At 35.8% G+C, this 13,106-nt stretch carries 12 protein-coding genes; all 12 read right to left on the bottom strand.

Annotated features, from left to right (window positions below; all coding sequences use genetic code 11):
• Nucleotide 1: 1 nt before the first annotated feature.
• The 12 genes from KUA55_RS01350 to KUA55_RS01295 all read right to left on the bottom strand — a co-directional run bounded on the left by KUA55_RS01350 (nt 2) and on the right by KUA55_RS01295 (nt 13,089).
• On the bottom strand, nt 2–2,176 hold the full coding sequence (locus KUA55_RS01350; protein WP_218324376.1) for a heavy metal translocating P-type ATPase: 2,175 nt from the start codon (nt 2,174–2,176) through the stop codon (nt 2–4).
• On the bottom strand, nt 2,177–2,386 hold the full coding sequence (gene copZ / locus KUA55_RS01345; RefSeq protein WP_218324375.1) for a copper chaperone CopZ: 210 nt from the start codon (nt 2,384–2,386) through the stop codon (nt 2,177–2,179).
• A 25-nt stretch (nt 2,387–2,411) separates the two neighbouring features.
• Entirely contained in the window at nt 2,412–2,855 is a 444-nt protein-coding gene (locus KUA55_RS01340) for a CopY/TcrY family copper transport repressor (protein ID WP_218324374.1), read from the bottom strand.
• A 111-nt stretch (nt 2,856–2,966) separates the two neighbouring features.
• Entirely contained in the window at nt 2,967–3,290 is a 324-nt protein-coding gene (locus KUA55_RS01335; RefSeq protein WP_218324373.1) for a hypothetical protein, read from the bottom strand.
• The gene (locus tag KUA55_RS01330) at nt 3,287–3,493 is read right to left on the bottom strand and encodes a helix-turn-helix transcriptional regulator (RefSeq protein WP_218324372.1); all 207 of its coding nucleotides are present in this window, start codon (nt 3,491–3,493) and stop codon (nt 3,287–3,289) included. The genes KUA55_RS01335 and KUA55_RS01330 overlap by 4 nt, the downstream gene beginning before the upstream one ends.
• A gap of 163 nt (nt 3,494–3,656) precedes the next feature.
• Nucleotides 3,657–5,369, bottom strand: a complete 1,713-nt coding sequence (locus tag KUA55_RS01325) for a PTS lactose transporter subunit IIBC (protein ID WP_218324371.1) — start codon at nt 5,367–5,369, stop codon at nt 3,657–3,659.
• A 23-nt stretch (nt 5,370–5,392) separates the two neighbouring features.
• Nucleotides 5,393–5,710 carry a PTS sugar transporter subunit IIA gene (locus KUA55_RS01320; protein WP_218324370.1) on the bottom strand — a complete coding sequence of 106 codons (318 nt, stop codon included), beginning with the start codon at nt 5,708–5,710 and terminating at the stop codon, nt 5,393–5,395.
• Between the two features lie 21 nt (nt 5,711–5,731).
• Nucleotides 5,732–7,141, bottom strand: coding sequence for a 6-phospho-beta-galactosidase (lacG, locus tag KUA55_RS01315; protein WP_218324369.1), 1,410 nt, complete (start codon nt 7,139–7,141; stop codon nt 5,732–5,734).
• Nucleotides 7,142–7,203: 62 nt separating this feature from the next.
• Nucleotides 7,204–8,037, bottom strand: coding sequence for a PRD domain-containing protein (locus KUA55_RS01310; protein ID WP_218324368.1), 834 nt, complete (start codon nt 8,035–8,037; stop codon nt 7,204–7,206).
• A gap of 311 nt (nt 8,038–8,348) precedes the next feature.
• On the bottom strand, nt 8,349–10,406 hold the full coding sequence (locus tag KUA55_RS01305; RefSeq protein WP_218324367.1) for a heavy metal translocating P-type ATPase: 2,058 nt from the start codon (nt 10,404–10,406) through the stop codon (nt 8,349–8,351).
• Between the two features lie 148 nt (nt 10,407–10,554).
• Nucleotides 10,555–11,853, bottom strand: a complete 1,299-nt coding sequence (gene asnS / locus KUA55_RS01300) for an asparagine--tRNA ligase (protein ID WP_218324366.1) — start codon at nt 11,851–11,853, stop codon at nt 10,555–10,557.
• Nucleotides 11,854–11,901: 48 nt separating this feature from the next.
• Complete coding sequence (locus tag KUA55_RS01295) at nt 11,902–13,089, bottom strand: pyridoxal phosphate-dependent aminotransferase (RefSeq protein WP_218324365.1); 1,188 nt, start codon at nt 13,087–13,089, stop codon at nt 11,902–11,904.
• Nucleotides 13,090–13,106: the final 17 nt, after the last annotated feature.

The following is a 13,106-nucleotide window of genomic DNA, read 5'->3' as shown; positions in this document are numbered from 1 at the left end:
ATTATATTTTTTTTCGATTTAAACTTAGTGAATTCAACAAGACACTGACTGAACTAAAAGCCATTGCTGCGCCAGCAATAATCGGGTTTAAGAACCCAAATGCCGCAAATGGAATACCAATGACATTGTATAAAAATGCCCAGAAAAGATTTTGTTTGATTTTATTTAAAGTAACTTTTGATAATTTAATGCTTTTGCTAACAGACACCAAATCACTATTCATTAAAGTGATATCTGCCGTTTCCATAGCAATATCAGCACCTGATCCCATAGCGATCCCGATATCAGCTAAAGCCAACGCAGGTGCATCATTGATGCCGTCGCCTACCATACCAACGGTTTCACCTTTTTGTTGAAGCTCGCGAACCACATCAGCTTTATCTTCTGGTAAAACTTCTGCAATAATATCTTGTTCAGTTAGACCAACTTGCTCACCAATATAATGAGCAGTTTGTAAATTATCACCCGTTAACATTTTAACGGTCAAACCTTGATTTTGTAAATTTGAGATTGCTTGTTTAGAGCTATCCTTGATTTGATCTGTCACTGAAATTGAAGCCAATATATTTTTCTCATCTGACAAGAACATCACGGTCTTACCTTCAGCTTCCAATTGCGTCACTTCTGCCAAATTATCTATCATCAGTCCACGTTCTGTAACACTACGTTTAGAACCGACATAATAAATGTTACCATCTACTTTACCAGTCACACCACGACCAGTTAAACTTTCAAAATCAGTAACTGGTTTTAAGTTGGTCCGTTCTTTGCCATAATTTACAATTGCTTTAGCCAAAGGATGTTCAGAATAATTTTCAATACTAGTTAAAATAGTCAATGCTTCTTCATTTTCTGTGAAGAAATCAGCGACTACTGGTTTACCTGCAGTAATAGTACCGGTTTTATCTAGTACAACAGTTGTCAGATGCGCCGTTTTTTCTAACGCTCCGCCACCTTTAATTAAAATACCATTCTTCGCACCTAAACCAGTTCCCACCATAATTGCAGTTGGTGTAGCCAAGCCTAATGCACAAGGACAAGCGATCACTAAAACCGAAACACTGTGAACAATCGCGGTTTCCCAATTACCTAAAGCAAAACTTGTCACAACAAATGTAATTGCAGCAATCACTAAAACAGTTGGCACAAAAATCCCTGAGATCCGATCAGCAATTTGTTGAATCGGCGCTTTTTCACCTTGGGCGTCTTCCACCATCCGAATAATTCTTGATAAAACAGTCATACTGCCGACCTGTGTTGCTAGTAATTGAATACTGCCAGTCGTATTTAAGGTTCCGCCAAAAACTTGGTCATCGACACTTTTATCAACAGGTAAGCTTTCACCTGTTAACATACTTTCATCCAGTGTTGTTTGCCCACTTTTGATAACTCCATCTACTGGAATTTGTTCACCTGGCCGTACCAATAATAAATCACCTACCAAAACATTTTCGATTGGGATTTTTAATTCTTCTCCTTCTCGCATTACAGTGGCAGTTTTAGCTTGTAAGGCCATCAACTGTTTAATGGCATCGCTAGTTTTAGTTTTGGCTTTTTGTTCTAAATATTTCCCTAATAAAATTAAGGTAATAATCATGCCACTACTTTCAAAATACAAATCACTATTATGAGGATTGAAAAATCCATTATAGACACTTAAGGCATAAGCCGCTGTCGTTCCCATCGCAACCAATACATCCATATTAGGGGCTTTCGTTTTAATGGCGTGATAAGCACCTGAATAAAAACGACGACCAATCCAGAACTGAACTGGCGTAGCTAAGATTAACTGCACCACTGGACGATGCAGTAAATGTACCCAAGCAGCTTGAGAACCTAAAAGCATGGCAATCATCGCTGCCATTAAAGGTAAGGTCAAAATCCCACTAATGATTAAATCTCTTTTCATCTTTGCTAAGTAACGTTGTTTTTCTTCAACAATCTTTTGTTTATGAGCTTCATCAAATAAAATTGCTCCATAACCAATATTTTCCACCCGTTTGATTAAATCATCCGCCGTAAGTCCTTGCTCAAAAGATACTGTGGCTTTTTCAGTCGCTAAGTTAACATTGACTTCCACCACGCCATCAGTCGCTTTTAATTCTTTTTCCACCCGAGCAGAACAATTGGCACAAGTCATACCGGTAATGGCAAAAGTCTCCACCGTTTGGCTCATTTAGATCACCTCTGTTTGATAACCTGCATCCGTTACTTTTGTAGCGATTTCAGCTGCGGTAACTTGTGCTTCGTCGAATTTTACAACACCATTATTTTTTTTCAAATTTATTTTTACTTTATCAATTCCTGGTAATTCGTTAACTGCATTTTCTACATTTTTCACACAATGTTGACAAGTCATACCTTCAATATTAAATGTTTGTTTCATGATAATCTCTCCTTATAATTTAAATTTAAGCACTGTGATGTTTACATTCACATTGTCCTGGAATACAATTGCAGACAACTTCTGCTACCGTTTCTTTTTTATTTAAAGTAGCCATAATTTTCGCCACATCTGCTTCGGTCAGTTCAGCTTCGTCAACTAATTCCGCGATTGTATTACCAATTTGCTTTGCACAAATATGTGAAAATAAATTTTCAGTAGCGCTTTTAACAGTTTTACTTTCACTGATTTTTGGATAATAAATATATTTTTTTCCAGCTTGTTTGGTGTAAACAGCATCTTTTTTTACTAGACGTCCCAACAAGGTTTTAATGGTTGCCGGCTTCCAATCCATTGTCTCGCCAAGTATCTCACTAATTTCTTGAGCTGTAGTTTCTTGCTTGGTCCAAATCACACGCATTATTTCCCATTCGGAATCACTAATTTTTATTGGTTCAGCTGTAATCGTCATCGTGCTTCTCCTTTCGTTTACATATGTAATTACAAATTAAGTTTACAATTGTAATCATAATAAGTCAAGTTTTTTCTACAAAAAAAATCTTTAGCTTTTTCTGCTAAAGACTTACATATGTTTATCGTAATATTTTATCCCTAAAGTTTCGACAAATTGCTCCAGACATATCAGAAAAAAGCCAAACATTAACACCCGACTTAACGAGAGCTGAACATTCCATTCTGGTTTATACAATAAAATTGTCGTTATTATTGCAATTAAAACCACTAAAACTTGATAATATTTTAAGCCAATTTGGTTAGCACGGTTGGAAATTGCTTGCCAGCGCTCATCATTTTTGTATTGTACTCTTTTTTTGGCTTGATAAAATCCCGAATAAAAAAAGAGACCCAAAATAATTACTTGAATAATAAAAATTATCACTTGACTCATTCAATCTCCTCCTCAGGATCAAAAACTTGATTAATATCTACCTCAAATGCCTTTGCCAACTTAAAAGCTAATTCTAACGATGGCGTATATTTATATTTTTCAATCGAAATCACCGCTTGTCGAGAAATACCAACTTTTTTTGCTAGTTCTTCTTGGGTCCAATTTTTTTTTGCCCGGAGAACTTTTAAATGATTTTTAATCAAAGTAATCACAACTTTCCATAAAGTAACGACTTGTTTACATTAATAATTGTAATCAGTTGTTTACATTTTGTCAATATAAGGTAAGCAATATTCTCTGTAAAAAAAAATGGAGTAGATTTCTCTACTCCAAAAAATCTTTTATATTGTCTGTGGTTAAATCTATTTATTTAAGCTGATCCATGACAAATTTAATTGCTCCGGCAGGGTTACGTGTAAGTTTAATATATTCTGCTCCTTTTGTGGCAATTAGTTTGATACCTAGCTTATCTGTATCTTCTTTAATATCATCATAATAGGAATTTACTTGCGGTGCCAAGACTACCATATCAAAATTCGGCATAATATCATAATGAGAACCATAAGCTCCAGCCTTAGCAATGACATGGGCCCCTGTTTCTTTAGCTCCTTCTTCTAGAGCATTAGCTAACATTGCACTTGTCCCCGCACCTGCACATAAAACTAAAACTTTTAACTCCTTTTCATCAGCCATAGTTGCTACACTAGAATGCTCTTCAACAACCACTGTTTCATTATTATCTACAATTGCCGTTGCACTTTCTGGTGATAATTGAGGGACTATTCCTTCGATTTCCTCAATTTCTTCAACTCTTTCTGCCTCTTGCGCTACCAATACTTTATCGTATGCCTTACAAAACGGGTAGTAAATAGCAAAATCAACTAATAGTAAAACTACTGACAGCAAAATTGAAATTGGCTGAAAGCCCGTATTCATCACTGTTCCAATCGGTCCCGGGGTCGCCCATGGCAAAACATACATAAAACCATTCATGCCTAATACGCTGATAAAAAATTTACCAATTAATACATTCGCTACCGGTGCAATACAGAAAGGAATAAAGAAATAAGGATTCAAAATAATTGGTGCTGCAAATAATAGTGGTTCATTTACGGCAAACATCACGGGAATGATTGATGCTTTCCCGACCGTTTTTAATTGCTTAGATCGCATAAAAAGAATAAAGATAATCGGTACTATAAATGTTGCACCCGTCCCACCTAACTCACCAATGAAATTCCCAAAATTTTCAGTTAGCGCATGAGTTGGATGACCACCTTCTGTAAAAACTCTTAAATTGGCTTCCGTATTTCCATACAAGGCAGCAGATAATCCAGGTTTTACAACTGATGGTCCATGAACCCCAACAAACCAGAATAATGGAATTAAGAACCAAATAATAGATAAACCAAAATAACTTTCAGCTCCAGCAAATAATGGTGACAACAGTTTGGAAAAAACTTCTCCAAAAGGAACATTAAGTACGGCTCTCGCTACAATATCAATCAGTGCACAAGCTAAAACAGAAAAAGAAAAAGGAAAAACATCTCTAAAATTTTGTGCGATGCTGCCAGGTACTTCCTTTGGCATCTTAATTGTGATGTCACGAATCACACAAAATTTATACATATTTACAGTGATAAAAGCTGAAATAAACGCTGATAAAATCCCTTTTGTTCCCATATAATCAGCTGCAAAAGAACCATCAGCTTTAGTAATTGCTAATAAAAGAAAACCACAAGTCGCTGCTAACATAACTGATGTCTCGTTAATTATTTTTCCATCGGGCATTTTTCGATTCATACTACCCGCCAAACAGCGAGCAGTCGTTCCAGCCACTAACATACCAACAACACCCATCGTGTAATCATAGATTTTCCATAACCATTCTTCTACCCCGCTTGGAATGGTTACGCCAAAAATCGGTGGAATTGCTGCACACAAAATGAAAATACTCGAAAACAAAATAACTGGCATGGCTGCTAAAAAACCATCTTTGATTGCCATTAAGTAAATATTCTTCGACACTTTTTGAAACAGAGCTTGTCTTTTTTCAATTTGTTGAATAATTACATTCATTTTTTTACCTCCTTCAATCCTTTTCAGCGATATTTTTCTTGGTATAGCTCAATAAAATCTTGGACTAAATCTCTTAATAATAAGGTTGTCATCAGATGATCTTGGCCATGAATGAAGATAAAACCTAATTCTAAGTCATCACCGCTAGCTTCATTGGCAAGAACTTGCGTTTGAGCATTATGAGCTAATTTTAAGTTCTCATCTGCATCTTGGAGTTTGCTTTCAACATTAGAAAAATCACCGCCGCGAATTTCTTTTAATAGGCCAAGTAATGAACTACGAGCGTCACCTGAATAAGCAACGATTTCAAAACCGAGCATTTGTAAGTCATTTTTATTCATTTCAAATCCTCCTCCCTCGTCTTAAATAATCGTTTTTGTTTCACTGACAAATTTATACCAATAGGCAGATTCTTTCGGGTAGCGCTTTTGCGTTTCAAAATCGACATAAAATAGTCCGTAACGTTTGTTATAACCATTAACCCAAGAAAAGACATCCATCAGAGACCAAATGAAGTAACCTTTAACATTAACACCAGCATCAATCGCCTTAGAAATATAATTAAAATAGCCTCTTAGATAATCAATTCGGTCATCATCTAAAATAACGCCGTCGTCAAACTTATCTTTATAACCTAAACCATTTTCCGTAATATAGATTTTTTTATAATTTGGGTAATCCTCTTTAATCCTAACCAATAAATCAAAGATTCCTTCAGGATAAATCAGCCAGTCCCAATCCGTTCGTGGTAAATCTGTCCGCTGAATACGTTCACCAATCCCTTTAATACGATAGACTTGCGTGCCTTTCTCACCAGTTGTGTTATAGAACATTTGGCTTTCGTCATTATAAGCTTTCACCCAATGGCTGACATAATTGTTAATCCCAAGATAGTCATTACGATTTGCAGCTTTTTTCATTTCAACAAAATCATTTTCATCAATGGTAATACTTGTATCATTTGCTGCTAAAATTTCATTAATACATTTCATAGTATGCTCAGAATAATAGCCTAAATAAGTCGCATCCATTAAAAATTTCACCGATAACGCGTCATCTAATTCGGCTGCATGAATATCTTCTGGTGTATCTGAAGCTGGATATTTAGGTTCTAATGAGTGAACTACACCAATCTCACCTTCATAATCGCCTTCTTTGAAGATATTGACTGCTTGTGCGTGAGCGTACATCATGTTATGCAATGCTGTAACTGTTTTTTGTAGATCGAAACGAATTTCAGGAGGAAAAGCACCCGTCAAATATTGATTTGTTGCAGCTGGGTAAATTTCATTAAAAGTACTCCAATAATAGACTTCTTTAAATTCATCAAAGCAGAATTTTGCGTAGTTCACGAAATGTTTGATATTCTCACGATTTAAAAAATCTCCGTCATCAAATAATGCTTTAGGTGTATCAAAATGATGAATTGTGACAAATGGTGTGATTCCTTGTTTTTTACATTCTGCAAAAACTTGATGATAATAATCGACACCTTTTTGATTAACTTCACCATAACCATTTGGAAAAATCCGACTCCAAGCAATCGACATCCTTAAGCTATCAATTTTAAATTTTTTACATAGTTCAATATCAACTGGATATTGATTATAAAAATCACTCGCTGGCTCAGCTGTATAACGTCCTTTTTCTACTAAAAATGTATCCCAGGCTACTGGCCCTTTACCATCTTTATCAATGGCCCCTTCGACTTGATAAGCTGCCGTTGCTCCTCCCATTAAAAAGTCCTCAGGTAGTTTTCTTAATTCAGTCATGATTATTTCTCCTTTTCTCTTTCAATATTTTTAAATGTATTTTTCTTGAATACTTGATTGTTTTATAACAGGCGTTGAATGTGGATTGTAAAATAAATTCGTTCATTTTCATTTAGCGTTTTCCCTAAATGATCTTCAATCAATCTATAAATACGATTGCCGATTTGATAGGCTTCAGGATAATCTTTCTTTAACGTTTCTTCAAAATTTAGTGAAAAAGATTCAGGATCAGCTACACCACTCATGATTCGTTCTAGAAAGTAATTTAAATGAATCATCAGTCGGTCATAATAATTTTGATTTTTATTCGTCCTACTGATTCCTGAAATCGACAACTCATTTTGGACTAATTCAATCATTTTTTTCTCAATTCGGTCATCAGTAGATACCGCAGTTGAAGTCCCCTTAGCATTAATAAAATGTAATGCAATGCGACTAACTTCTTCTTCAGGAAAATCAATAGCTAGTTTTTCCTTGATTAATAGGACAGCTGCCTGACCAATCTTAAATTCAATTGGATAATTGGTTTTGATATTCGGTAGAACGGTGCTTTCATATGTGCCTTTACTTAAATTTTGATAACTCAAATAAATATGATCAGTTAAAGTAACATATATATATTCTTGAACTGGGTATTGATACTGACTAATGGCTCGTTCAATAATCTCATAAGAAGTCGTGATAAAGTCCAGCGGGATATCCTTCAACAAAGTCGAAAAGTTATTTTGTGATTCTTCATTTCTTAAGGTAAAAATTCTTTCGACAACTTTTTCGCTTATCAGATCACCTTTCTTTTTTTGATAAGTTATTCCAGCTCCCATGACGACTGCTTGCTGACTGGACACATCTCTGACAATTGCAACATTATTATTTAAAACTTTAACGATTCGATACATTTCTATCCTCCTTTCAAACAAAAAGAGACTGCAAACAGTAGACAATCTCATAATGAAATTCTAATCTACTATTCGCAGTCTCGCCTAATCAAGTTAGTAACGATCCACTAAATATTCTGTTTTCGTTGACACAATAATAGCATGCGCTTACATAAAAGTAAACACAAAATTTATGAAAAACAAACAATTTCAAACTAAAATAAATATTAATCAACAATTCTAGTCTTCTTAAACGCCGTCTAATCACTCTTTCTATCCTATTATAGTTAGCTAAAAAAAACGACTAATCTTTCAATTAGTCGTTTCAACATTTATTTCACTCGTAAACAACGCATCGCATTAATGACTGCCAATACAGTTACCCCAACATCGGCAAAAACAGCTACGGGCATCGAAACAATCCCAACTGCACCTAAAGCTAGAACGATTATTTTGACTCCTAAAGCAAAAATGATATTTTCTTTAACGATTTTCATGGTTTTGCGAGCAACTTTGACTGCCGTAACGATTTTTTCTGGCTGGTCATTCATAATTACTACGTCGGCAGCTTCAATCGCTGCATCGCTACCCAAACCACCCATGGCGATACCTAGGTCCGCTCGAGCTAAAACTGGTGCATCATTCATGCCATCACCAACGAAAGCAACTTTATGATTCTCTTGCAACAATTCTTCTAAATGACTGACTTTATCTGCTGGTAATAATTCACTATAAACGTGATCGACACCAATTTTTTTACCGATCGCGTCAGCAATTTTTCGATTGTCACCAGTTAACATCACTGTTTGTTTGATCCCTAAAGCTTTTAATTCTTTCATAGTCTCACTAACACCGGCTTTTAAATCATCGGCAATTACTAAGTAACCCAAAAATTCCCTTGATTTTGCCAAATAAATGATAGTTCCAATTGCGTGTACTTCAGGTATGACAATATTTTCAGCAGCCATCAATTTATCATTTCCGGCAAAGTAATTAACCTTGTCAATTTGTCCACTAATCCCATAACCAGCCTTTTCGACAACATTTTCCACGGATGATAAATCTTTTTGATTGGCTTTTAAAATAGACTTGGCAATTGGATGATTTGAACCTTGTTCCAAACTAGCCACTATTTGTAAGAAATCAGCTTGAGGTAATTGGGTTTCAATCTCTTGTACCTCAAAGACTCCTTTTGTAAGAGTACCAGTTTTATCGAAAACAATTGTTTGCGTTTTGGCTAATGTTTCAATATAGTTACTTCCTTTGATTAAGACTCCTGCTTTACTAGCTCCGCCAATTCCGCCAAAGAAACTCAACGGAACAGAAATCACCAACGCACATGGACATGAAATAACTAAGAATGTTAAGGCTCGATAAATCCAAGGATAAAAGGCACTTGCCGTTACTAAAGGTGGCACAATAGCTAATAAAATTGCTAAGCCAACAACGATTGGCGTGTAATATCTAGCAAAGCTAGTGATAAATTTTTCAGCTGGTGCTTTTTTACTAGCTGCATTTTCTACTAAGTCGAGAATTTTGCTGACGGTTGATTCACCAAATACTGTCGTGACTTTGATAGTTAGTTGTCCTTCTTGATTAATAAAACCTGATAAAATTTCTTCGCCGGCTTCAATACTACGAGGGACCGATTCTCCAGTTAAAGCAGAGGTATCTACAAATGAACGTCCTTCAGTAATCACACCATCTAATGGCACCTTTTCGCCAGGCTTAACAACAATATAGTCTCCCACATGAATTTCTTCTGGTTTAACTTCAGTTAATTGACCATCTAATAGTAAGTTGGCTTTATCTGGCCGACTAGCTACTAAAGATTTAATTGATTTACGCGAACGATTGACTGCATAATCTTGGAAAAATTCACCGATTTGATAAAATAGCATTACAGCCACAGCTTCTGGATATTCGCCAATTGCTAAAGCACCTATCGTGGCAACCGTCATCAAAAAATTTTCATCAAAGATTTCTCCTTGAAAAATATTTAGGACCGCTGTTTTCAAAACATCAAAGCCAATCCATAAATATAATGCACTATAGGCGATAAGTGAAAGCGGCATAACGGGCTTAACTAATGCTAAGACCCCTAAAATAATTAAGGCACTTACAATTTGAATTACTTTAAAATGATTATTTTCCTCTTCTGATTCATCTTGCCAGTTTTTTATTTTTACATCTGGCTCAATTTTTTTAACAATTTGTTTGGCTTCGTTACAAACCTCACTTAAATCAGCATTTTCTGCTTCAATTGTTAATTTGGTTGTAGCAAAATCAACTTGTGCTCGTTCAACACCTTGAATTTCTTTAATTGATTTTTCAATTTTTGCAGCACAGTTTGCACAGTCTAAACCATCTAAACGATAAATTTTTTCCATGATGCATCCTTCTTTCTTGATTACACATGAATGTTTCCTCATGTATATTATATATGAATGAATCATCATGTGTCAACCAAAAACTGAACCGTTTCCAAAAATAAATAAAAAAACTGCCTTAGAAAATTTCTTCTAAGGCAGTTTCTTTTTATGGATAAATTCGGTTTAGCAAACGTGGGAACGGAATCGCTTCACGAACATGATCAATTCCGGCAATGAAAGTGATGGTTCTTTCTAAACCTAAACCAAAGCCAGCATGGGGTACAGCGCCATAACGGCTCAAATCTAAATACCATTCATAATCTTTTTCATCTTGACCAGCAGCTCTGATTTGTTCTACTAAATAGTCATAATCAGTTGCCCGTTCACTACCACCAATAATTTCACCATAACCTTCTGGCGCGATTAAGTCGGCACAGATCACCACATCATCTCTTGTTGGATGAGGTTTCATATAGAAAGGTTTAATCGCTTTTGGATAGTTTAAGATGAAGACGGGTTGATCGTATGAATTAGCGATAAAGGTTTCATGTGGAGAACCAAAATCATCTCCCCATGTAATATCATCAAAGCCATTTTTAATTAGCAATTCAACAGCATCATCATAAGAAATACGTGGGTAAGGTAGTTTTGTATATTTTTTCAAGATTTCTTTATCACGTCCTAAAACGTCCAGAGCATAATCACAATTGTCTAAAACACTTTGCACTAAATAAGCGACATATTGTTCTTGAATTTCTAAGCTATCTTCTTGATGCATGAAGGCCATCTCTAATTCAATCATCCAAAACTCAATTAGATGACGACGTGTTTTAGATTTTTCAGCACGGAAAGTTGGACCAAAAGAAAATACTTTACTGAAGGCCATCGCTGCAGCCTCTAAATATAATTGTCCACTTTGAGATAAATAAGCTGTTTGATCAAAATAATTTGTTTCAAATAAATCTGTCGTACCTTCAGGAGCTGAACCTGTCAAAATTGGCGGATCCATTTTCACAAAACCTTGTGCATTTAAAAATTCATAAGTCGCTCGAATGACTTCGTTACGAATGAGCATCAACGCATGTTGCTGTGATGAACGCAACCATAAATGACGATGATCCATTAAGAAATCGACTCCGTGTTCTTTTGGTGTAATTGGATAATCATGACTTTCTCCAACAACTTCGATTTCTTTCACACCTAGTTCATAACCAAATTTTGAGCGGGTGTCTTCGCGAATTTCACCAACGACCCAAATAGATGTTTCTTGGGTTAATTCTTTAGCTAATTGGAAAACTTCTTCAGGTACTTCACTTTTTACCACAACTGCTTGAAAATAAGCCGTTCCGTCTCTTAATTGTAAGAAAGAAATTTTTCCGCTTGAACGTTTATTAGCTACCCAAGCACCAATTTTTACGGTTTGTCCTACATAATCTTTTGCATCAATAATTGAAATTTGTTCCACTATCGTCTCTCCTAACTTATTTATCCCGAATTGCTTTTTCTTAATAAGTTACTTTTGATTCTTTTCAATAAAACGGCGAATCCGAACAACGGCTTCTTCTAAGTCTTCTAAACTAGCTGAATAACTGATCCGAACATTTTCCGGTGCGCCAAAACCTTCACCTGTTACTAGAGCAACTTGTTCTTGTTCCAATAAATCATTGACCCAAGTCGTTACATTTGTGTAGCCGCCTAAGTCCATAGCTTCTTTGATATTTGGGAACAGGTAAAAGGCTCCTTGTGGTTTAGTTAAATGAAATCCTGGTAAAGCTGCAACTTTTGGAAAAATCGTATTTAAACGTTCTTCAAAAGCTTGGCGCATTTCTTCAGCTGTATTTTGTTGTCCACTCAAAGCTTCAACTGCTGCTGCTTGACTGACAGCTGCTGGATTACTTGTCGCTTGAGAGGCGATTTTGGTCATTCCAGCAACAATATCAGCTTCTCCTATTGCGTATCCAATACGCCAGCCTGTCATTGCATAAGTTTTAGAAACACCATTAATGATAACCGTGTTTTTCCGAATAGCCTCTGAAAGCTCAGCAATATGAACTGCCTTATTACCATTATAAACCAAATGATCATAAATATCGTCTGCAATAATCAACACGTCATTAGCAACTGCCCACTCACCGATTCCTCTTAACTCTTCTTCAGTGTAAATCATCCCTGTTGGATTTGAAGGGGAATTGATAATAATAGCTTTAGTTTTTGAAGTTTTTGCTGCTGCTAATTGCGCTACTGAAATTTTATAGTCATTTTCTTGTGTTGCGTTCACAAAGACTGGTTGCCCTTCAGCTAATTTGACTTGTTCTCCATAGCTGACCCAATAAGGAACCGGAATAATGACTTCATCAGCTGGATCCAAAATTGTTTGAAATAAAGTATATAACGCAAATTTAGCACCACTTGTAACAATAATATTTTGGGGCTTAACTGTGAAACCATAATTTTCTTTAGTAAAGTGAATAATGGCTTCCTTTAGCGTTGGTGTCCCACCAGAAGCTGTATAAAAACTCACACTGCCACTTTTAATTGCTTCGATTGCTGCATCTTCAATATTTTTTGGCGTCGTGTAATCAGGTTCTCCAACTGTTAGACTAATGACATCTAGTCCTTGTGCTTTTAATGCTTTGGCTTTTGCAGTTGCTTCTAAGGTGACTGACGGTTCTAAGGTTTCCATGCGCTTTGCTAATTTCATCGTTATCACTCCTACCA

This window comes from Enterococcus alishanensis (assembly GCF_019218635.1).
GTDB lineage: Bacteria > Bacillota > Bacilli > Lactobacillales > Enterococcaceae > Enterococcus_A > Enterococcus_A alishanensis.
Note: the sequence above shows the minus strand (reverse complement) of the source record. Positions and strands in the feature narration are given on the sequence as shown.

Bases quoted from the DNA above. Each gene is read 5' to 3' on its own strand.
- lacG (WP_218324369.1), bottom strand. From the start codon at position 7,141: ATGACTGAATTAAGAAAACTACCTGAGGACTTTTTAATGGGAGGAGCA.
- copZ (WP_218324375.1), bottom strand. From the start codon at position 2,386: ATGAAACAAACATTTAATATTGAAGGTATGACTTGTCAACATTGTGTG.
- KUA55_RS01295 (WP_218324365.1), bottom strand. From the start codon at position 13,089: ATGAAATTAGCAAAGCGCATGGAAACCTTAGAACCGTCAGTCACCTTA.
- KUA55_RS01305 (WP_218324367.1), bottom strand. From the start codon at position 10,406: ATGGAAAAAATTTATCGTTTAGATGGTTTAGACTGTGCAAACTGTGCT.
- KUA55_RS01340 (WP_218324374.1), bottom strand. From the start codon at position 2,855: ATGACGATTACAGCTGAACCAATAAAAATTAGTGATTCCGAATGGGAA.
- KUA55_RS01320 (WP_218324370.1), bottom strand. From the start codon at position 5,710: ATGAATAAAAATGACTTACAAATGCTCGGTTTTGAAATCGTTGCTTAT.
- KUA55_RS01335 (WP_218324373.1), bottom strand. From the start codon at position 3,290: ATGAGTCAAGTGATAATTTTTATTATTCAAGTAATTATTTTGGGTCTC.
- KUA55_RS01325 (WP_218324371.1), bottom strand. From the start codon at position 5,369: ATGAATGTAATTATTCAACAAATTGAAAAAAGACAAGCTCTGTTTCAA.
- KUA55_RS01310 (WP_218324368.1), bottom strand. From the start codon at position 8,037: ATGTATCGAATCGTTAAAGTTTTAAATAATAATGTTGCAATTGTCAGA.
- KUA55_RS01350 (WP_218324376.1), bottom strand. From the start codon at position 2,176: ATGAGCCAAACGGTGGAGACTTTTGCCATTACCGGTATGACTTGTGCC.